Here is a 20,825-nt window from a genome sequence, read left to right as displayed (position 1 = left end):
CCGGGCGTTTCGACGAGGAGGCCCCCGCATGAGTTGCGTTGTGGTCGAACGGCTTTGCGCAGGCTGCCGGTCCACGGCAGGCCCGGCGGGGTTCCGGTGACCGCCACCGTGACGCGGTCCCGCTCGCTGCTGTGGGTCACCGTCGCCTACGTTGCCGCGGTTGCGGTCGCCGCCGCCTGGCTGGCGTGGGGGCCGGCGACGGGCCGGCTGTGGCTGGATTCCCTGGTCGCCGACGTGCTGGCCACGTTGGTGGTGTTCGCGTTCAGCCGCTCCTTCGGCAACTCCAGCTTTTACGACGCCTACTGGAGCGTCGTCCCGCCGCTGCTCACCCTGTACTGGTGGGGTGTGTCGGGGACGGCCCGCCTGCGCTGCTGGCTGGTCGCCGCGCTGGTCCTGGTGTGGGCCGTGCGCCTGACCGCCAATTGGGTGCGGGGCTTCCCCGGCCTGCATCACGAGGACTGGCGCTACGGGATGTTCCGCGAACGCGCGGGCCGCTGGGAGTTCGTGGTGGACCTGGTGGCGATCCACCTGATCCCCACCCTGCAGGTGTTCGCGGGCATGCTGCCGGTGTATGTCTGCGTGACGCACCGCGGCGCCGACGTCGGCTGGCTGACGGCCGTGGCGTTCGGGCTCGGCCTGGGCGCGGTGGCGCTGGAGGCGATCGCCGACGCTCAGCTGCACCGCTTCGCGCGGACGCGGCAGCCCGGGGAGGCGCTGCAACGGGGGCTGTGGGGCTGGTCGCGGCACCCGAACTACTTCGGGGAGTTCGGTTTCTGGTTCGCGCTGGCGCTGTTCGGTGTGGCGGCCTCGCCGCGCGACGCCTGGTGGTTGTTCGCCGGCGCGCTGGCGATGCTGGCGATGTTTCTGGGGGCAAGCATCCCGATGATGGAGCAGCGCAGCCTGGACCGCCGGCCCGAATACCAGGCCGTGCTCGACCGGGTCTCGCGGTTCGTGCCCAGGCCGCCGCGCCGGGCGGCCCGATGAACCGCAGGCGCGTGGTGATCGCCGGGCTCGGTGACGCCGGCCTGCTGACCGCAATCCGGTTGTCCCGCTCCGCCGACGTCGTCGGGATCTCCGCCAAACCGGGGCTGGTGAGCGGCCAGGAACTGGGGGTGCGGCTCGCGCGCCCCGACGACTGGGCGCGGGACTACTGGGTTCCGTTCGACCGGTTCCGCCGCCTCGACGCGGTCCGGACCGTGCAGGCCTCGCTCACCGGCGTGGACCTGGCGGCCCGGGTCGTCCACGGGCGCCGGGTCGACGGGTCGGCGATCGCCGAACAGTACGACGCGCTGGTCATCGCCACCGGCGTCAGCAACGGCTTCTGGCGCCAGCCGACGCTGCAGTCGGCCGCCGACATCGGCGCGGGCCTGCGCGCCGCGCACGACCGGCTGGCCGCGGCGACGTCGGTGACCGTGGTGGGCGGCGGCGCCGCGGCCGTCAGCAGCGCCCTCAACCTCGCAACCACCTGGCCGCACAAGCGGATCGACCTGTACTTCCCCGGCGCGGCCGCCCTCGGCGAACACCACCCGCGCATCTGGAAGCGGCTGCGCGATCGGCTGATCGCGGCCGGGGTGGGCGTTCACCCCGGCCACCGCGCCGAGCTGGCCCAGGACTTCACCGGCGACGAGATCACCGACGGACCGGTCCGCTGGACCACCGGGCAACCGCCCGCCCACGCCGAGGCCGTGCTCTGGGCGATCGGGCGGGTCCGGCCCAACACCGGTTGGCTGCCGCCGGAGCTGCTCGACGAGCGCGGGTTCGTCCGGGTCACCCCGCAGCTGCGGGTGCCCGGGCACCGCGGCGTCTTCGCGGTCGGTGACGTCGCCGCGACCGACCCGCTGCGCAGCTCCGCGCGCAACCGCGGTGACGCCCTGGTGGCCCGCAACGTCCTGGCCGAGTTCGGCGGCGGGCGGCTGCGGACCTATAAGGCCCCCACCCGGCGGTGGGGCTCGCTAGTGGGTATACAGCCCGACGGGCTCGAGGTTTTCCTGCCCACCGGCCACGCGTTCCGATTCCCGCTCTGGTCGGTCCAACGAGTGGTCATGCCCGTCATCGTGCGGTGGGGCATGTATCGCGGAGTGCGGGACAACAACCCGTTCGGGTAAGGAGTGGCCATGCAGTGCCGGATCTTCACCGACCCCAGCAACGGCGCCACCTACCAGGACCTGCGCGACACCGCGAGCTTGGTCGAGCAGTTCGGCTATGCCGGATTCTTTCTGTCGGACCACTACTCCCCCTTCGCCGGTGCCGGGCTGCCGGGCCCGACCGACGTGTGGACCACGCTGGCCGGGCTGGCCCGCGAGACCTCCCGCCTGCGGCTGGGCTCGCTGGTGACGTCGGTGACCTTCCGGCATCCCGGGCCGCTGGCCATCGTGGTGGCCCAGGTCGACGCGATGAGCGAGGGACGCGTCGAATTCGGCCTGGGCGCCGGGTATTTCGAGCCGGAACACCGGGCCTACGGGATCCCGTTCCCCCCGGTGCGGGAACGCTTCGACCGGCTGGGCGAGGCGCTGGAACTGATCACCGGGTTGTGGGCAACGCCCGTCGGGCAGCGGTATTCGTTCCCGGGGCGGCATTTCGAGCTGCGCGATTCGCCCGCGCTGCCCAAGCCGCGGCAAACCCCGCGGCCGCCCATCATCCTCGGCGGCATCGGCAAGCGGCGCACGCCCGCGCTCGCCGCGCGCTTCGCCGACGAATTCAACCTGCAGACCAGCAGGCGCCGGGCGCCGGGCGATCAGCGCAAGAGCGAACTGAAAAGCGACGACGTCGCGACGCAGATCGAGCTGGTCCGCCAGGCGGCCCGCGACATCGGCCGCGACCCGGGTGACATCGCCTTCTCGATGAGCGCGCTCGCCGGGGTCGGTCGCACCCGCGAACAGGCCCGGGCCGCGCTCGACCCGGTCCATTTCGGCTCGCAGTCCTTCGACGGCACCGTCCTGTGCGGCTCGCCCGCGCAGGTCGTCGACCAGTTGGGGCCCTACGCCGAGTTGGGGATATCGCGGGTCTACGTGCGCGCCCCGAGCGCCGTCGGCGCGCTGGCCGGCAACCTCGAGCTGTTCGCCGCCGAGGTGCTGCCGCAGCTCGGGACGCTCTCTGCGCGTTGACGTTTCACCCGGATCGGCTGTTCAATGGCGGCATGAGCCCCGCGCCGGACGGCGAGCTTCGGCGCAGCCTCGGGCTGTTCGACGCGGTGGTGATCGGGCTGGGCTCGATGATCGGCGCCGGGATCTTCGCCGCGCTGGGGCCCGCGGCCCGGGCCGCCGGTTCCTGGCTGCTGCTGGGGTTGGCCCTGGCGGCGATCGTGGCCTATTGCAACGGCACCTCGTCGGCGCGACTGGCCGCCCGCTACCCCACCTCCGGTGGGAGTTACGTCTACGGGCGCCGGCGGTTGGGTGACTTCTGGGGCTACCTGGCGGGGTGGGGTTTCGTGGTCGGCAAGACCGCCTCGTGCGCGGCGATGGCGCTGACCGCCGGGCTGTACGCCTGGCCGTCTCACGCGCACGCGGTGGCGGTGGTGGCGGTGGCGGCGCTCACCGCGGTGAACTATGCGGGCGTGCACAAGTCGGCGTGGCTGACGCGGGTCATCGTGGCTCTGGTGCTGGCCGTGCTGGCGGCGGTCGTCGTCGCGGCCTTCACCTCCCGTGCCGGCGACGCCGAACACCTGCGGCCGGTGGGTGGCACCGCCGGTGGTGTCGCGCAAGCCGCCGGGTTGTTGTTCTTCGCGTTCGCCGGCTACGCGCGCATCGCCACCCTGGGCGAGGAGGTGCGCGATCCGCAGCGCACCATCCGGCGGGCCATCCCCCTGGCGCTGGGCATCGCGCTCGCGGTCTACGCACTGGTCGCGGCCGCGGCGCTGACCGCGCTGGGCCCGCAGCGCCTCGGACAGGCCGCCGCGCCGCTGTCCGAGGTGGCCCGCGCGACGACGTCGGGGTGGCTGGTGCCCGTCGTGCGGGTAGGGGCGGCGGTCGCCGCGCTGGGGTCGCTGCTCGCCCTCATCCTCGGCGTCTCGCGGATCACCCTGGCGATGGCCCGGGACCGGCACCTGCCCCACGCGCTGGCCGCCGTGCACCCGCGCTACCAGGTGCCGCACCGGGCGGAACTGTTGGTCGGCCTGGTGGTGGCCGCGGCCGCCGCGACCGCCGACCTGCGCGGCGCCATCGGGTTCTCCTCGTTCGCGGTGCTGGTCTACTACGCGGTGACCAACGCCGCCGCGCTGACGCTCGGGCGCGACGAGGGCCGCCCACCGCGCGCCGTCCCGGCGATCGGGCTGCTCGGCTGCGTAGTGCTGGCATTCGCGATGCCGCTGCCCTCGGTGGTGACCGGGCTGGCGGTCTTAGGGCTGGGCACCCTCGGCTACGCGGCCCGGCGCCTCAGCGGCGGGCCGGCCTAGGCGGCCCGGGCGCGCTCGGCATGCGGCCCGCGGCGCCGGTTCTTATGATGAAAGAGGCCCTCGCCGGCACCGAGAATCGACCCGCGCGAACGGCCTCACCCCGTCCACCCTCATCCACTATCTCTAGGGCAGCAGCGAAGGACCACCGGCCAGGTGAGCAGCGCGAACGACAACGACTACCGAAACCTCGCGGTGAATCGCCTGCGGCCCAGTGAAATTCGCTGGGCGCTGAACAACGACGCCGTGCACGGCATCGCCTACGCCTTCAAAAATCCCGTCGCCGTCGCCGATTCCCTCGACGATCCCGACGACGACCGCAAGACCTACCTGGTCCGCGTCCGCCGCGACGACCTGGCCAGGGCCCTGAGCCGGATCAACGACTGGATCACCGAGAACCCCGGCCCGGCCGGCATGCAGGCCTACGGGTTCGTGCGGGCGCTGTCGCGCGAGGGGCTCACCGAGCGCACCACCGGCGACGACGACCTGCGCTGACCCGGCCCCGTCGCGTCGGCCGCTTTGCCTAATCGCCGTGCCCCGCGGGCCGGCAAACCTTAGCCTGGTCGTGCACGCCGCCGCTGGTTTGTGACGCGTCGGCGGGTGAGGAGTCTTCGATGGGTGACGCGTCGGCGGATTCGCGGGTGGGGTCGCAACTCGGCCCCTACCGGCTGCGGCGGCTGGTCGGACGCGGCGGCATGGGCGACGTCTATGAGGCGGAGGACACGGTGCGCGACCGCGTCGTCGCGCTGAAACTGATGTCCCCGGCGCTGTCCGGCGATCCGGTGTTTCGCTCCCGGATGCAGCGTGAAGCCCGCACGGCGGGCCGGCTGCAGGAACCGCACGTCGTCCCCATCCACGATTACGGGGAGATCGACGGTCAACTTTACGTCGACATGCGCCTGATCGACGGCACCGACCTGGCGCGGCTGCTCAAGACCTACGGGCCGCTGGCGCCGCCGCGGGCGGTGGCGATCGTGCGCCAGGTCGGGGCGGCGCTCGACGCCGCCCACGCCACCGGGGTGCTGCACCGCGACGTCAAGCCGGAGAACATCTTGGTGAGCGCGGCGGATTTCGCCTACCTGGTGGACTTCGGCATCGCCAGCGCCGCCTCCGACGAGCAATTGACGCAAAGCGGCAGCACCGTGGGCACCACCAAATACATGGCGCCGGAGCGGTTCCGCAACGGCGCCCTGACGCCGCGGGCCGACATATACGCCCTGACCTGCGTGCTCTACGAGTGCTTGACCGGTTCGCCGCCGTACACCGGCGACCACCTCAGCGTGCTGGGTGGCCACCTGCACCGGGACATTCCGCGGCCCAGCGCGGCGCGGCCGAGCATTCCGGCCGCGTTCGACGCCGTCATCGCCCGCGGCATGGCGAAGAACCCGGCGGACCGCTTCGCCACCTGCGAGGACCTGTCCGCCGCCGCCTACGCAGCGCTGGTGCCGCCCGACCGGGACCGCGCGACCGACATCCTGTCGCGCAGCCGGGCCGCGCGGCTGCCCGGCCCGTCGGACGGCCCCGCCGCCCCGCCCGCGATGCCCGCGACCCCGCCCGTACTGGGGAACACCGCACCCCCACCGGTGCTATGGGCGACCGCACCGGTGCCCGGCAACCCGTTCGGGCCGCCGCCGCAGCCCACCGGCTGGGTCCCGCCGCCCGTGTACGGCGTCGGCGTCCCCGGCCCCGGGATGCCCGCGTGGGGACCGCCGCCGAAGACCGGCCGCAAGCCGTGGCTCTGGGTGGGGGTCGGTACCGCCGTCGCCGCCGTCGTCGCCGTGGTGGTGGTGCTCGCCGTCGGGCGGCCCTGGGAGCCGACGCCGCGCCCGACGCCGGCGTCGCCGCCCCCCGCCCCCGACGCCGTCGCGTTGCGGGTCCTCAATGACGGCGTGTTGGTGGGCAGTTCGGCCGCACCCACGACGATCGACGTCTTCAACGAACCGATCTGCCCGTCCTGCGGAAACTTCATCCGCAGCAACGCCGACGCCCTTGACACCGCGGTGAACAACAAGAAGCTGGCGGTCCGCTACCACCTGCTGAACTTCCTCGACGACCAGTCGCACAGCAAGACGTACTCGACGCGTGCGGTGGCGGCGACGTACTGCGTGGCCGCCCGCAACGACCCGAAGATCTACACGGACTTCTATTCCGGCCTGTTCGCCAGCACCTTCCAGCCGCGCGAGCACGGCGCCGAGGACCACACCGACGGCGAGCTCGCGCAGCTCGCGGTGCGGGTCGGGGCCGACGCCGAGGCCGTCGCGTGCATCAACGCCGGCGACGACCTGGGCATCGCCAGGACCAAGGCCGCCAGCGGTTACGCGACGCTGAGCGCCTACAACTCCGGCGCCACGCCGTTCGTCTGGGATGGCACCGCGTCGGTCGATTTCTCGGACCCGAACTGGCTGAGCAAGCTCACCGGGTGATCCGATTGCGCTGCGCCACAAGGCCGTCGCGTGAGCGTCGGTGTCATACTGCTCCTGATGTCGCCGGGTGGTGTGTGGGCAGTGAGGGGAGCCAGCGATGAGTGACGCGCCGGGCTCGCGGGTGGGCACGACCTTCGGGCCCTATCGCTTGACGCGCCTGCTCGGCCGCGGCGGCATGGGCGAGGTGTACGAGGCCGAACACACCGTCAAACAGTGGCCGGTGGCGGTGAAGGTGATGTCGCGGGCCTTCAGCCAGGATCCGGTGTTCCGCAAGCGGATGGAACGCGAGGCCCGCATCACCGGCAGGCTGCGGGAGCCGCACGTGGTGCCGATCCACGACTATGGCGAGATCGACGGGCAGCTCTATCTGGAGATGCGGCTGATCGAGGGCGTCGACCTGGACACGCTGCTCGAGCGCGACGGCCCGCTGCCGGCTCCGCGGGCGGTGGCCCTGATTCATCAGGTCGCCGCGGCGCTGGACGCGGCCCACGCCGCCGGGGTGACGCACCGCGACGTCAAACCGCAGAACATCCTGGTCACCGGCGACGACTTCGCCTACCTGGTGGACTTCGGCATCGCCAGCGCGACGACGGACGAGAAGCTCACCCAATTGGGGACCGCCGTGGGCACCTTGAAATACATGGCGCCCGAACGGTTTTCCAGCGACGAGGTGACCCCGGCCGCCGACGTGTACGCGCTGGCCTGCGTGCTGTACGAATCCCTCACGGGCACACCGCCGTTCGGCGCGGACAGCGCCGGTGTGCTGGTCGGCGCGCACATGATGCAGCCGGTGCCCCGGCCCAGCGCGGCGGGCCCGGGGGTGAGCGCCGCGTTCGACGCGGTGATCGCCGCCGGCATGGCCAAGGACCCCGCCGAGCGCTACCCCAGCGCGGGGGCGCTGGCCGACGCCGCCCGCCGGGCGCTCAGCGCCCCCGAACGGGAGCGCGCCGACACGATCCTGGAACGCGCCGACCCGCCCGGGGCCGAGCCGCCGGCCGCGGCCGCGGCGCCGCGTCGACGCCGGTCGCTGCTGGTGGCGGCCGCGGCCGGCGCGGTCGCGATCGCCGCTGTCGCGGCCGGGTTCTGGCTCACCGCGGGCGGCCCCGAGCACCACCCGACCCGGGCGAGCGCCGCCAAGACCCCGCCGCCGGTGACCGCCGCCGCCCCCAACGCGGACCAGGCCCGGCTGCTCAGCCTGCTGCCGCCGGGCTACCTCGCCGGCACCTGCACGCCGGCGACCCCCGAGTCGGGCAGCATCTGGGTGCACGCGGTGGCCATGGTGACCTGCGGGCCGAACTCGCAGCCCGGCGGGCCCAGCCACGCCACCTACGGGCTGTTCGCGACGCCCGACCGGTTACAGCGGGCGTTCACCGACGACATCGCCAACGTCAGCCTGGTCGACTGCCCGGGCGAGGGCCGCTCCCCCGTGAGCTGGCACTACGACCAGACCCCCAACGACCCGGCCGGGCTGATCGCCTGCGGCCACTACAACGACCACCCCAACGTCGTGTGGACCAACGACGAGAAGCTGATGCTCAACGACGTCTCCGGCGACCCGGCGACCGTGACGGACCTGCACACCTGGTGGGACGCCTACGGCTGAGCGCCGTCACAGGATGTAGAGCATCTCCTGGTAGGTCGGCAGCGGCCAAAGGTCGTCGGCGACAACGCCTTCCAGCGTGTCGGCGGCGGTGCGCACCGCGTCCATCGCGGGCAGCAGCGCCTTTTGGGCGTGCGTCGCCTCGTCGAGCGCCGACTCGGCCGAGTGGTCGGCCAGCGCCGCCTTGAGCGTCGTCAGCGCCGCGGTGAGGTCGGCGATGGGCGCCGAAACCGCTTCCAGCGCAACCGTGCTGGCTTCCACGCCGGCCGCCTTGAGGGCCGCGACGTTCTGCGCCAGCTCGGTCTGGTAGCGCAGCGCGGCCGGCAGCACCACCGTCGTGCCGATCTCCAGGGCCAGCTTCGCCTCGACACCCACCGTCAACGCGTACTGCTCCAGGCGGACCTCGTAGCGGCTGTGCAGCTCGCGCTCGGTGAAGACCCCGTACTTCTCGAACACCTCGACGGCCGCGGGCTTGATCAGCTCGGGGATGGCGTCCAGGGTGGTCTTGAGGTTCGGCAGCCCGCGCTCGGCGGCCTCGATCTGCCAGTTCTCCGAGTACCCGTCACCGTTGAACACCACCGCGCCGTGATCGGTGATGACCTCGGTCAGCAGTTTCTGCACCGCCTCGTCGAAGTCCTCGCCGCCGCTGACGGCCTCCTCCAGCACCGTGGCCAGGTAGTCGAACGAGTCCGCCATGATCGTGTTGAGCACGATCATCGGGACCGCGACGGTCTGACCCGACCCCGGCGCCCGGAACTCGAAGCGGTTGCCGGTGAACGCGAACGGGCTGGTGCGGTTGCGGTCGCCCGGGTCGGTCGGCAGCGGGGGCAGCGTGTCGACACCGATGATCATGGTGCCCTTGCCCTTTGACGACGTGGCCGCGCCCTTGGCGATCTGCTCGAAGACGTCGGCGAGTTGCTCGCCGAGGAAGATCGAGATGATGGCGGGCGGCGCCTCGTTGGCGCCCAGACGGTGGTCGTTGGTCGCCGAGGCCACCGAAACGCGAAGCAGCCCAGCGAATTTGTGCACCGCTCGGATCACCGCGGCGCAGAACACCAGGAACTGCGCGTTCTCGTGCGGGGTGTCGCCGGGCACCAGCAGCGACCCCAGTTCGGCGTTGCCCACCGAGAAGTTGACGTGCTTGCCCGACCCGTTGACCCCGGCGAACGGCTTCTCGTGGAACAGGCACTCCATGCCGTGCTTCTTGGCGATCGTCTTGAACACGGTCATCAGCAGCTGCTGGTGGTCGGAGGCGATGTTGGCGCGTTCGAACATCGGCGCCACCTCGAACTGGCCGGGGGCCACCTCGTTGTGCCGGGTCTTGGCGGGGATGCCGAGCTTGAACAGCTCACGCTCGCTGTCCATCATGAAGCCCAGCACCCGCTCGGGCACCGCACCGAAGTAGTGGTCGTCGAACTCCTGGCCCTTGGGCGGCTTGGCGCCGAACAGCGTGCGCCCGGCGTTGACCAGGTCCGGGCGGGCCAGGAAGAAGTGCCGGTCGACCAGGAAGTACTCCTGCTCGGGCCCGCAGAACGACACGACCTTGTTGAGCTCGGTGTGGCCGAACAGGCGCAGGATGCGCTCGGCGTGCACGCCCATGGCCTGCTGGCTGCGCAGCAGCGGTGTCTTGTAGTCCAGCGCCTCGCCGGTCATGGAGACGAACACCGTCGGGATGCACAGGGTGTTGCCGTTCGGGTTCTCCAGGATGTAGGCGGGGCTGGTGACGTCCCACCCGGTGTAGCCGCGGGCCTCGAAGGTGCTGCGCAGCCCGCCCGACGGGAAGCTCGACGCGTCCGGCTCCCCCTGGATCAGCGTCTTGCCCGCGAACTCCGCGAGGGTCTGGCCGTCGGAGACGGGTTCGAGGAAGCTGTCATGCTTCTCCGCGGTCAGGCCCGTCATCGGGTAGAACACGTGCGCGTAGTGGGTCGCGCCCCGCTCCAACGCCCAGTCCTTCATGGCCACCGCGACCGCGTCGGCGACGGCGGGGTCCAGCTTGGCGCCCTTGTCGATGGTCGCGGTGATGGACTTGAAGATGGCCTTGGGCAGCCGGGCCTGCATCTCGGCCTTGGTGAAGACGTTCGCGCCGAACACCTCGCCGGGCGCTTCGCCGGCCACGAAACTGATTGCTGGGGGGATGTACGCCTCGACGTTGTTGATCGCCTGCAGACGAACCGCGTTTCCGCTCACTTGAGTTCCTATCGCTGGGGTCCACGACTCCGCCTTGCCCGTAGGTGGACCGACTCACAGTAGGAACGTTCGATGCCAATTCTGTTACGCCGGCGTCAACGTTAGGATCGCGGCGGTTGCAATGCCCGGTCGGCTACGACGCAGGGCCCGCCGGGCCGTCGTCCTCGGCGTCCGCGACGGTCAACGGCAGCGCCAACTCCTCCAGCGAGCGCCCCTCGGCCGCGACGCCGAGCCACAGCTCGACCAGTCCGGCGGCGGCCATGACGACCGCGCCGATGAGGAACGACCACACCACCTCGCCGCGCTGCCCGGAGTTGATCAGCTGGCCGAACAGCAGCGGGCCGCTGATGCCGCCGATCGCCGTGCCGACGGCGTAGAAGAAGGCGATCGCCAGCGCCCGCGTTTCCATCGGGAAGATCTCGCTCACCGTGAGGTAGGCCGCGCTGGCGCCGGCGGAGGCCAGGAAGAACGCCGCGATCAGCACGCCCATGAATCCCCACACGCCGCCGGCCCCGGTGAGGAAGACCAGCGCCAGGACGACCACCGCGACCGCCGAGCCGAGGTAGGTCAGGGTGATCATCGGTTTGCGGCCGACGGTGTCGAACAGGTGCCCGAGCACCAGCGGGCCGGCGAAGTTGCTGAGCGCCCACAGCACGAAGAACACGGGCACCATGCCGGACGGCACGGCGTAGAACTCGCTGAGCAGCGTGCCCAGGTTGAACGTGACGCCGTTGTAGAGGAACGCCTGCCCGACGAACAGCGCCAGCCCGAGGACCGCGCGGCGCGGGTAGAGCTTGAAGGCCACCTTGGCGATCTCGGAGAACGCGATGGCCTCCCGCTGGCGGATCTTGAGCTCCTTGCCCTCCGGTTCGGGCAGCGGCTCGCCGGTCTCCTGGCGGACCACCTCCTCGATGTCGCCGACGATGTCCTCGGCCTCTTTCTCGCGGCCGTGGATGAACAACCAGCGTGGGCTCTCCGGGACGTTGCGCCGCACCAACAGCACGAACACCCCGAGGATGGCGCCGATCCCGAAGGCGAGCCGCCACCCGACGTTCGCCGGGAACGCCGAGGTGTTCAGCAGGACCAGCGCGCCGCCCGCGCCGGCGGCCGATCCGACCCAGTACGTGCCGTTGATCACCAGGTCGACGCGGCCGCGCACGCGGGCCGGGATCAACTCGTCGATCGCGGAGTTGATGGCGGCGTACTCACCCCCGATGCCCGAGCCGGTGAAGAACCGCGCCAGGAAGAAGTACCAGGGGGCAAAGGCGAACGCCGTGGCGACGGTGGAGCCCAAATAGATTGCGAGCGTGAGGATGAACAGGTTGCGCCGGCCGAACCGATCCGTCAGGTGGCCGAAGAACAGCGCGCCGGTGCAGGCGCCCGCGATGTAGATCGCCGCGGCCACACCGATCTGCGCGGCGTTGAGCGTGATGCCGCTGCCCTTCTCCATGAGCCGGGCCGACACGTTGCCCACCATGGTGACCTCGAGGCCGTCGAGCACCCACACGCCGCCCAGGCCGATCACGACGCGCCAGTGGAAGCGCGACCACGGCAGCCGGTCCAGCCGCGCGGGCACGTGAGTGGTGATGGTCTTCATCTGCGCGCTCGCGCTCATGACTGGCTCCATTCTGGGTGCACAGGTATTTACCCGCCGTCGCGCGTCGGCAAGCACGGCCCCCGACGGGCGCGGCTCAGCCCCGATCGGCGCGTGACTCCTCCGGAGTCCAGGCCGTCGGCTGGCCGGGGTGATTGGGAAACAGGAAGTCGATGAACGCCGCGGCCGTGGGCTGCGGCTCGTGGTTGGCCAGGCCCGGGCGCTCGTTGGCCTCGATGAAGGCGTATTCGGTCCCCGTGACGTCGGGCACCAGCAGGTCGATGCCGGTCACCGGCACCCCGATCGCCTCGGCGGCGACCACCGCGACCCGGCACAATTCGGGGTTCACCAGGGCGGTGACGTCGTGGATCGTGCCGCCCTGATGGAGGTTGGCGGCGCGGCGCACCCGGATCCGGGTGCCCTGGGGCAGCACGTCGTCCAGCTGCCAGCCGGCTTCGGCGACGGTGGCCTCGGTGAGATCGTCGAGCGGGATGCGGGACTCGCCCCCGGTGGCCGCGGAGCGCCGGCGGCTCTCGGCCGCGATCAGGTCCCGCACGGTGTGCTCGCCCGTCCCGATGACCTCCGGCGGCATCCGCAGCGCGGCGGCGACCACCCGGCCGTCGATCACCACCAAACGCAGGTCGTCGCCGGTGATGCGCTGTTCGATCAGCACGTCGCGGCCGTGCTCGCGGGCGCGCGCCACCGCGGCCGCAAGCGGCTCGGGTCCCTGGTCGGCGGCGACGCCGACCGTGATGCCCTTACCCTGCTCGCCGCGGGTGGGTTTGACGACGACGTCACCGACCTCCTGGAGGAACGCGAAGTCCTCGTCGTCGAAGGTGGCCAGGCGCGCGCGGGGCACGGTGATGCCGGCCTCGGACACCAGCCGGCGGGTGAGCCGTTTGTCGTCGCAGCGGCACATCGCGACCGCCGACGTGTATTCGGACAGCGATTCGCGGGTCAGCACGCTGCGCCCGCCGTGGGTGAGGCGCATCTCGCCGGTCTCGGCGTCGAGGACCTCGACCCAGATGCCGCGGCGCAGCGCCTCGTCGGCGATGATGCGGGCGTACGGATTGAGGTCGTCGATGGTCTCGGGCGGCGGGCTGAACAGCGGCTCGTTGATCGCGTTCTTGCGCTTGATCGCCAGCACCGGGACGCGCCGGAACCCCAGCTTCTCGTACAGCGCGATGGCCGCGGCGTTGTCGTGCCCCACGGACAGGTCCATGTAGGCGCGCCCGGCGCTGCGGAACCGCTCCGCCAGCGCGCGGGTCAGGGCGGCCCCGACCCCGGGCAGCCCGGCGCCCGGGTCGACGGCCAGCGTCCACAGGCTGGACCCGTGTTCGGGGTCGGAGAACAGTTCCTCGTGGTCGACGCCGGTCACGGTCCCCACCACGGCGCCGTCCTCGTCGCGCACCGCCAGCAGGTAGGTGACGGCGGGCACGTTGAGGTGGTTGTCCCAGATCACGTCGACCCCGGCCGGGACCATGCCGCACCGCACGTACACCCGGTTCATGGCGTCGGCGTCCACCGGGTCGGTCAGGGTGCGCACCGTCATACCCACCGGCGAGCGCGTCAGGTCCGTGGACAGGTCGGCGAACCGCAGCCGGTAGGTGTGGCTCGGGTCGATGAACAGCTCCGTCGGCGCCTCGGCGACCACGACGTGGGATTCGCGGGCGTAGATGCAGATGTCGCGCCGCCCCGGGCCTTCCCGCCGCAACGCCTCCACCAGGTGTTGGGAGTCTGTGAAGGTCTGACCGAAAATCAAACGGCCCCAACCCATTTCGAGCTCGACGTTCTTGGCCATTGCCTCCAGCAAGTGTGGTGGCGTCGCGTCGTGCAGGCCGAGGGTGATCGCCTCGGGGTGGTCCTCGGAGGGGTCGAGGACGGTCATGCGGCCGGGCCCGTCACGCCGTGGCGCTGCAACCACAGCTCGAGCAGGGCGATCTGCCACAGCTCGTTACCGCGCAGCGGCGTCAGCTTGCCGTTGGGCTCGGCCAGCAGCGCGTCGACCGCGTCCGCGCGAAACAGCCCGCGCTCCTTGGCGACCGGGGCGTAGAGGGCGTCGCGGACCATGTCGAGATAAGGGCCCTCGAGGTGGGTCAGCGCCGGAACCGGGAAGTACCCCTTCGGCCGGTCGATGACCTCCGACGGGATCACCCGGCGCGCGGCCTGCTTGAGGACGCCCTTGCCGTCGTGCGCGGTCTTCAGCTCCGGCGGGCAGGTCGCCGCCAGCTCGACCAACTCGTGGTCGAGGAACGGCACCCGGCCCTCCAGGCCCCACGCCATGGTCATGTTGTCGACCCGTTTGACCGGGTCGTCGACGAGCATCACCGTGGTGTCGAGCCGCAGCGCGCGGTCGACCCCCGTTTCCGCGCCGGGGCGCGCGAAATGCTCGGTGACGAAGCGACCGCTCGGGTCGCCGTCGGCGAAGAACGCCGGCCCCAGCAGGGCCTGCACGCCCCTGGCGTCGCGGTCGAAGAAGGCGCCGCGGTACTCGCTCACCGCGCCGTCGAGCGTGGCGGCGGCCGGCGACCCCATCGGCGGATACCAGTGGTAGCCCGCGAACACCTCGTCGGCGCCCTGTCCGGACTGGACGACCTTGACGTGGCGGGCGACCTCCTGACTGAGCAGGTAGAAGGCGACGCAGTCGTGGCTGACCATCGGCTCGCTCATCGCGCCGATGGCCCCGTCGAGCGCGGGCAGCATCCGCTCGGTGCCGATGCGGATCTGGTGGTGGTCGGTGCCGAAGCGCTCGGCGACGATGTCGGACCACCGGAACTCGTCGCCCTCGACGCCGCCGGCGGATTCGAAGCCGATCGAGAAGGTGGACAGCCCGTGCTGGCCGGCCTCGGCGAGCAGGCCGACGATCAGGCTGGAGTCGACGCCGCCGGACAGCAGGCAGCCCACCGGCACGTCGGCGACCAGGCGGCGCTCGACGGCGACCCGCAGCGAGGACAGCACGGCGTCCTCCCAGTCGCGTTCGGACCAGTCGGCTCGCTCGGCGCACCGGCTGAAGTCGGGCGTCCAGTAGGTCTTGGTGAGGCGCCTGCCGTCGGGCTCGATGACGACGATCGACGCCGGCGGAACCTTGCGCACCCCGCGCAGGATGGTCAGCGGCGGCGGCACCACGGAGTGGAAGGTCATGTAGTGGTGCAGGGCGACGGGGTCGATGCGGGTGTCCACGCCGCCGCCGGCGAGCAGGGCCGGCAGCGTCGACGCGAAACGGACGCGATTCCCGTCCTCGGTCAGGTACATCGGCTTGATGCCCAGGCGGTCACGCCCGAGCACCACCCGGCCGCTGTCACGCTCGACGATGGCGAACGCGAACATGCCGAACAGGTGGTTGACGAAGTCGTCGCCCCACCGGTGATAGGCCTTGATCAGGACCTCGGTGTCGCTGTGCGAGAAGAAGCGGTAGCCGTGGTCGCTGAGCTCGCGGCGCAGCTCCTTGTAGTTGTAAATGCAGCCGTTCCAGGCGATCGCCAGGCCCAGCTCGGCGTCGACCATCGGCTGGGCGCCCGCCTCGGTCAGGTCGATGATCCGCAGGCGACGATGCCCGAGCGCGACGCGGCCCTGTGACCAGGCGCCGGCGGCGTCGGGGCCGCGCGGCGCCAGCACAGCGGCCATCGCCGTTACCGCCGCGACGTCCGGGACCCGCCCGTCGAGTCGCACCTCCCCGGTGACTCCACACACGTCTTCGACCCTACCGGGGGCCGTTTGGATGCGCGCGTGACGCCACGAGATTGGGGGCGGCGTGGGTCGTCGAGTGTGCGGCCACGGTCGGTACCCGCCCGCACATTCCGCCCTGGGCGCACCCGCAACGCCCTGCGCGCACTCCCGACGGCCTGAACGCGCTCTGCGGGCGCGCACCGCCGGACCGTCCGGCCGGGGCCGTCCAGCGGGGGCGCGCGATTGCGCGACCTCACAGGGCGTTCCGCTCGGCGGTGTTAACAGTTCATGTCGCGTTCGTGTCGTCGCGCGCGCCGGCGAGCACCCATTGGGACGGCCGTACAGCGCTGCGCGTCGCACCGAACTTCGCTGGCGCTCAACGGGATACGCCGCCGCGGCGGCGGGTGGGCGGGCCGGTCGCGCGGCCCGACGAACGCCGCGCGGGCCCGCGTGGCCCGGCGTTGTTACCGGCTCCTCACACCGCCATCGCGGCCGGTGAGAGGTGGCCGGCGAATCGGGTTACCGTGCAGCCACCGTTTCGCGCCAATCAGGTTGCGAGACAGGGCATTCGTCACCCCCGCGAAAGGAACGTCCGCGCCAAATGAACGCAGGTCTTGGAAGGTGGGCGGCCCTGACCGCCGCGCTGGGCGGCGCCGCACTGCTGTTCGCCGGACCGGCGTCCGCGGATGCCACCGACGACGCGTTCATCGGTGCGCTGCAGCGCAACGGGATCAACTTTCCCGACCGCAACGCCGCGATCAACGCCGGCCACAGCGTGTGCAGCGGCCTCAGCAAGGGTCAGACGCGCACCTTCGTGGTGTTGTCGCTGGTGAAGAACACCGACCTCAACGTCCGCGAGTCCGGCTATCTGCTCGGCGCCTCGATGGCGTCGTACTGCCCGCAGTTCCGCGGCAACCCGGACCTGGGGTCCTGATCGGCTCCACCGAAAACCCAGCGGCCGTGCGGCTTTCGCGCTAAACCCCGTCGATCGCCGCGGCATCGAACCGCGACCCGAACAGCTGCCTGAGCTGCTGGCCGTACATGCTCACCGCCTCGGCGGTGAGCATGTCGTGATGGGTGCAGTCGACGGCGTACACCCGGGTCTCGCCCGAGGCGTGGGGTTGCCAGGCCCGGCCTAGCCGGGCACCGCGGTCGCCGTCGTCGCGCACGGCGGCGAACACCGCGACGTCTCCGTCGAACAGCCCCGCCTCGTGGCGTCGATACCGCGCCGCGTTGTCGGCCAGGTTCCCCATGATCAGGGCGAGTAGCTGCGCGGGCCGAGACGTCTCCCCGGAGTCGCGGAGCAGCGCGGCCACCTCGTCGAACGTCGCCGCCTCGGCACCCGGCCGGTAGGCCCGCAACGCGTCCTCGAGGACCTGCCGTTCGCCCAGGGCGAGGTCCGGAAGCTCGACGCCGTCGGCGATCCGCGGCTCGGCGTCGAGCAGGATCAACCGTTCGACGACGCTGCCGCGCCGCTGCAGTTCCACGGCGACCTGGTGGGCGACGACACCGCCGAAGGACCAACCGAGGATCCGGTACGGCCCGCCCGGGTGGGCCTCCTCGATCCGGTCGGCGTACTGCGCCGCCATCTCGCGGATCGAGCCGGGCGCCTCGCCCGGCTGCGCCGCAGCCTGCTGGATGCCGACGATCGGGCAGTCCAGGTAATTGCCGAGCACGGCATACGGCCAGCTCACGCCGCCCGCGGGGTGGATGCAGAACAACGGCACGCCGGGGCCCCGCTTCAGCGTCTGCACGGGGACGACCTCGTTGACCGCCGCGGAGGTGGAGCGCACCTGGTCGCTGAGGCTGCTGACGGTGGGCGCGTCGAATACGGTGCGCACCGCCAGGTCGACATCCAGGCTGGAGTTGATCGCCGCGACCAGGCGCATCGCGGAGATGCTGTCGCCGCCGAGGTCGAAGAACGAGTCGTCGACCCCCACCCGCTCGACCCCGAGCACCTGGGCGTAGATGCCGGCCAGGATCTCCTCGGTCGCGCTGGACGGCGCGCGGTATTCGCTGCCGGTGTACTCCGGCGCCGGCAGGGCGCGGGTGTCGAGCTTGCCGTTGCTGGTCAGCGGCAGCGCGTGCAGGGACACCACGGCCGCCGGCACCATGTACACGGGCAGCCGCTGGGCCAGCGCCGTCCGCACCTCGGCCGGGTCGGCGGTGCCGGTGACATAGCCGACCAGGCGCAAGGCGCCGGGCCGGTCCTCGCGGGCGATCACCACGGCCTGGTCGACGTCCTCCAGCGCGGCCAGCGCGGCCTGGACTTCGCCGAGCTCGATGCGGTAGCCGCGGATCTTGACCTGCTCGTCGGCGCGGCCCACGTACACCAGTTGCCCGTCGGCGTCCCAGCACACCAGGTCGCCGGTGCGGTACATCCGCGCGCCGGGCCGCCCGAACGGGCACGCCACGAAGCGCGACGCGGTGAGCCCGGCCCGCCCGACGTACCCGTCTGCCACCCCGGCGCCGGCGACGTAGAGCTCGCCGACCACCCCGGGCGCGACCGGCCGCAGCCAGCCGTCGAGCACGAACAGGCCCGCCTCGGGCACGGGGACACCGATCGGCACGGGGCCGGTCGCCCCGGCCCGCAGCGGCGCGCTGATCGCGACGCACATGGTCGTCTCGGTGGGGCCGTACGCGTTGACCATTACCCGGCCCGGCGCCCACCGGTCCACCACGGCGACCGGGCAGGCCTCGCCGACCATCACCAGCGACACCGACTCCAGGCCCTCCGGCGACAGCATGGCCACCGCCGACGGCGTCTGGGTCAGCACGCTGACCTGCTCCGCGATGAGCAGGGCGTGAAAGTCCTTCGGCGAGCGGGTCACCGACTCCGGCACCAGCACCAGCCGGCCGCCGCGCAGCAGCGCCCCGAAGATCTCCCACACCGACACGTCGAACGCGTAGGAGTGGCTCTGCGTCCACACCCCCGCCCGCGGCAGACCCGCGTCCAGCGACGCCAGCAGCTGGGTGACGTTGCGGTGGGTGATCGCCACGCCCTTGGGCACCCCGGTGGTACCGGAGGTGTAGATGATGTAGGCGGTGTCGTCCGGCGTGGGCCCGGGCAGTGCCGCGCTGGGCAGCGTCTGGATGCGCGGGTCCTCAATGTCGATGACCGGCAGCCCGGACCCGTCCAACCGCGACCGCAGGCCGCCGGTGGAGATCGCGGCGATCGGCGCGGCGTCGGTGAGCATGAACCGGATCCGGGTCGCCGGCGCCGCCGCGTCGATCGGCAGGTAGGCGGCCCCCGTCTTGAGCACCGCCAGGATCGCGACGACCGCCTGCGCGGACCGCGAAAACAGCAGCGCCACCGACGTGCCCGGCCCGGCGCCCTGCTCGGCCAGCAGGTGCGCCAACCGGTTCGCGGCCTCGTCGAGCTCCCGATAGGTCAGAGACGTGGCGCCCCACCTGATCGCGACGGCGTCCGGGCTGGCGGCGACGTGGGCGGCGAACAGCGCCGGGATGGACGCCGGCGCCGGCGCGGCCCGGGTCAGCGCCGGCCGGTTGCCGACCGCGTCCAGGCGCGCGTGCTCGGCCTCGTCGAGGAGGTCGACCAGCGACAGCGGGCGGTTGGGGTCGCCGGTCATCGCGAGCAGTACCCGCTCCAACCGCTGGCCGAGCGCGTCGATCGTGGGCGCGTCGAAGGCCTGCGCGTCGTATTCGACGCGCAGCCCCAGCTGGTCGCCGGACAGGGCGGCCTGCATGGTCAGCGGGTAGTGGTTGCGCTCGAAGAACTCGGCGTTGCTGATCCGCAGTTCGTGGTCGACCGACATCGCCGAGGTGTCCAGCGGGTAGTTCTCGTAGGCGAACAGGGTGTCGAACAGCCGGTCCTGACCGGTGAGCCGGTGGATCTCGCTCAACGACAGGTGCTGGTGCTCCACCGTGTCGTTGTGCTCGGCCTGCAGCTGGTCCAGCAACTGGCTCGTGGTGGTCGACGCGGCGACGCGGGCCCGCACCGGGACGGTGTTGATCAGCAGGCCCACCATCGCCTCGGCGCCGACGACGTCGGCCGGCCTGCCGGACACCGTGGTGCCGAACGCGACGTCGTGGTTGCCGGTCAGCCACATCAGCAGCTGCGCCCACGCGGCCTGCAGCACGGTGCTGACGGTGGTGCGGCTGGCGCGAGCCAGCTCGCTGATGGCGCGGGTGGTGTCCGCCGACACCGCGAACGAGGTGATGCCGCGGGTGCTGTGCGCGACCTGGTGCGGCGGCCCGACCAGCGTCGGGGTGTCGAAGCCGGCCAGGGCGGCGCGCCACGCCGCGCGGGCGGCGTCGAGGTCCCGGTCGGCCAGCCAGGTCACGAACCTGCGGTACGGCGCGGGGGCGGGCAGCCGCTGACCCGTGTAGCTGGCGAACGTCTCGTTCAGCAGGATCGGCACCGACCACCCGTCGAGCACGATGTGGTGGATGGTCAGCACCAGCCGGTGCCGCTCGGGGGCGGTGCGGACCAGCGCCACCCGCAGGGCGGGCTGCTCGGCCAGGTCGTAGACGGCGGCCCGCTCGGCGGCGCACAGCCGCCGGATCTGCTCGGCGGGGGCGGTGCCGTCGGGGTCGGCGTCGAGGTCGGTGTCGAGGTCAGCCTCGAAGTCGAAGAACCGCCATTCCAGCCGCGGGTCCGCGGGAACGATTTGCACCGGCGCGTCGAACCGGTCGACGAACCGGGCGACCAGGTGCGGGTGCCGGTCGAGCACGGTCTGCAGCGCGTCCCGCAGCCGGTGGGTGTCCAGCGGCCCGGTCAGGTCGAGGTCGAGCTGCACGACGTACAGGTCGTCGCCGGCGCCCGGCCCGGTGCTGGCGTGGAACAGCAGCCCCTCCTGCAAGGGGGTCAGGGGGAGCACGTCCGCCACGCGGTGCAGCAGCTCGAGCTCGTCGATCTGCTGCTGTGACAACCGGGCCGGAACGACGTCGGACGGGGTCAGGCCCCCGCCGCCGCGGCGCACGTGGGCGCTGATGCCGGCGAGCGCC

13 protein-coding genes are annotated in these 20,825 nt (G+C 71.9%); 8 read left to right on the top strand and 5 right to left on the bottom strand.

The genetic code is table 11. The features are described 5' to 3' along the window. Positions 1-96 precede the first annotated feature (96 nt). The 7 genes from A5700_RS04660 to A5700_RS04630 all read left to right on the top strand — a co-directional run bounded on the left by A5700_RS04660 (position 97) and on the right by A5700_RS04630 (position 8,413). Entirely contained in the window at positions 97-984 is an 888-nt protein-coding gene (locus tag A5700_RS04660) for a DUF1295 domain-containing protein (RefSeq protein WP_231973941.1), read from the top strand. Next, positions 981-2,105 (top strand): FAD-dependent oxidoreductase, encoded by a 1,125-nt coding sequence (locus tag A5700_RS04655; RefSeq protein ID WP_068204474.1) that lies wholly within the window; start codon positions 981-983, stop codon positions 2,103-2,105. Before A5700_RS04660 ends, A5700_RS04655 begins: the two co-directional genes overlap by 4 nt. A 9-nt stretch (positions 2,106-2,114) precedes the next feature. After that, positions 2,115-3,104, top strand: coding sequence for an LLM class F420-dependent oxidoreductase (locus tag A5700_RS04650; RefSeq protein ID WP_068075645.1), 990 nt, complete (start codon positions 2,115-2,117; stop codon positions 3,102-3,104). Between the two features lie 32 nt (positions 3,105-3,136). Next, the gene (locus A5700_RS04645; RefSeq protein WP_068075612.1) at positions 3,137-4,390 is read left to right on the top strand and encodes an APC family permease; all 1,254 of its coding nucleotides are present in this window, start codon (positions 3,137-3,139) and stop codon (positions 4,388-4,390) included. A gap of 192 nt (positions 4,391-4,582) precedes the next feature. Then, positions 4,583-4,882: a hypothetical protein gene (locus A5700_RS04640; protein ID WP_068075642.1), complete on the top strand. Its 300-nt coding sequence runs from the start codon at positions 4,583-4,585 to the stop codon at positions 4,880-4,882. A 119-nt stretch (positions 4,883-5,001) separates the two neighbouring features. After that, positions 5,002-6,810 (top strand): protein kinase, encoded by a 1,809-nt coding sequence (locus A5700_RS04635; RefSeq protein WP_068204472.1) that lies wholly within the window; start codon positions 5,002-5,004, stop codon positions 6,808-6,810. 97 nt (positions 6,811-6,907) lie between these two features. Continuing rightward, positions 6,908-8,413 carry a serine/threonine-protein kinase gene (locus A5700_RS04630; protein ID WP_068075606.1) on the top strand — a complete coding sequence of 502 codons (1,506 nt, stop codon included), beginning with the start codon at positions 6,908-6,910 and terminating at the stop codon, positions 8,411-8,413. A gap of 6 nt (positions 8,414-8,419) precedes the next feature. On the opposite strand, the gene A5700_RS04625 is transcribed toward A5700_RS04630, so the two are convergent. The 4 genes from A5700_RS04625 to A5700_RS04610 form a co-directional block, all read right to left on the bottom strand. Next, positions 8,420-10,597: a glutamine synthetase III gene (locus A5700_RS04625; RefSeq protein ID WP_068075603.1), complete on the bottom strand. Its 2,178-nt coding sequence runs from the start codon at positions 10,595-10,597 to the stop codon at positions 8,420-8,422. A 133-nt stretch (positions 10,598-10,730) separates the two neighbouring features. Beyond that, positions 10,731-12,212, bottom strand: coding sequence for an MFS transporter (locus A5700_RS04620; protein WP_068075640.1), 1,482 nt, complete (start codon positions 12,210-12,212; stop codon positions 10,731-10,733). A 76-nt stretch (positions 12,213-12,288) separates the two neighbouring features. Next, positions 12,289-14,079, bottom strand: a complete 1,791-nt coding sequence (ngg, locus tag A5700_RS04615) for an N-acetylglutaminylglutamine synthetase (protein ID WP_068075600.1) — start codon at positions 14,077-14,079, stop codon at positions 12,289-12,291. Next, a complete protein-coding gene (locus tag A5700_RS04610; RefSeq protein WP_068075597.1) occupies positions 14,076-15,881 on the bottom strand; it encodes an N-acetylglutaminylglutamine amidotransferase in 1,806 nt (601 codons plus the stop codon). The genes ngg and A5700_RS04610 overlap by 4 nt, the downstream gene beginning before the upstream one ends. 577 nt (positions 15,882-16,458) lie before the next feature. Here A5700_RS04610 and A5700_RS04605 point away from each other — a divergent pair. After that, positions 16,459-16,791: a DUF732 domain-containing protein gene (locus tag A5700_RS04605; RefSeq protein WP_068075594.1), complete on the top strand. Its 333-nt coding sequence runs from the start codon at positions 16,459-16,461 to the stop codon at positions 16,789-16,791. 40 nt (positions 16,792-16,831) lie between these two features. Here A5700_RS04605 and A5700_RS04600 read toward each other — a convergent pair. Next, a partial coding sequence (locus tag A5700_RS04600) for a non-ribosomal peptide synthetase (RefSeq protein WP_156671079.1) occupies positions 16,832-20,825 on the bottom strand: 3,994 nt, incomplete at its 5' end.

It is taken from the genome of Mycobacterium sp. E1214 (assembly GCF_001666755.1).
In the GTDB taxonomy this organism is placed as follows: Bacteria; Actinomycetota; Actinomycetes; order Mycobacteriales; family Mycobacteriaceae; genus Mycobacterium.
This window is presented reverse-complemented; position numbering and strand designations above follow the sequence as displayed.

Excerpts from the sequence above, each read along its gene's own strand:
- A5700_RS04650 (WP_068075645.1), top strand. The coding sequence starts at position 2,115 with ATGCAGTGCCGGATCTTCACCGACCCCAGCAACGGCGCCACCTACCAG.
- A5700_RS04620 (WP_068075640.1), bottom strand. The coding sequence starts at position 12,212 with ATGAGCGCGAGCGCGCAGATGAAGACCATCACCACTCACGTGCCCGCG.
- ngg (WP_068075600.1), bottom strand. The coding sequence starts at position 14,079 with ATGACCGTCCTCGACCCCTCCGAGGACCACCCCGAGGCGATCACCCTC.
- A5700_RS04630 (WP_068075606.1), top strand. The coding sequence starts at position 6,908 with ATGAGTGACGCGCCGGGCTCGCGGGTGGGCACGACCTTCGGGCCCTAT.
- A5700_RS04605 (WP_068075594.1), top strand. The coding sequence starts at position 16,459 with ATGAACGCAGGTCTTGGAAGGTGGGCGGCCCTGACCGCCGCGCTGGGC.
- A5700_RS04645 (WP_068075612.1), top strand. The coding sequence starts at position 3,137 with ATGAGCCCCGCGCCGGACGGCGAGCTTCGGCGCAGCCTCGGGCTGTTC.
- A5700_RS04635 (WP_068204472.1), top strand. The coding sequence starts at position 5,002 with ATGGGTGACGCGTCGGCGGATTCGCGGGTGGGGTCGCAACTCGGCCCC.
- A5700_RS04655 (WP_068204474.1), top strand. The coding sequence starts at position 981 with ATGAACCGCAGGCGCGTGGTGATCGCCGGGCTCGGTGACGCCGGCCTG.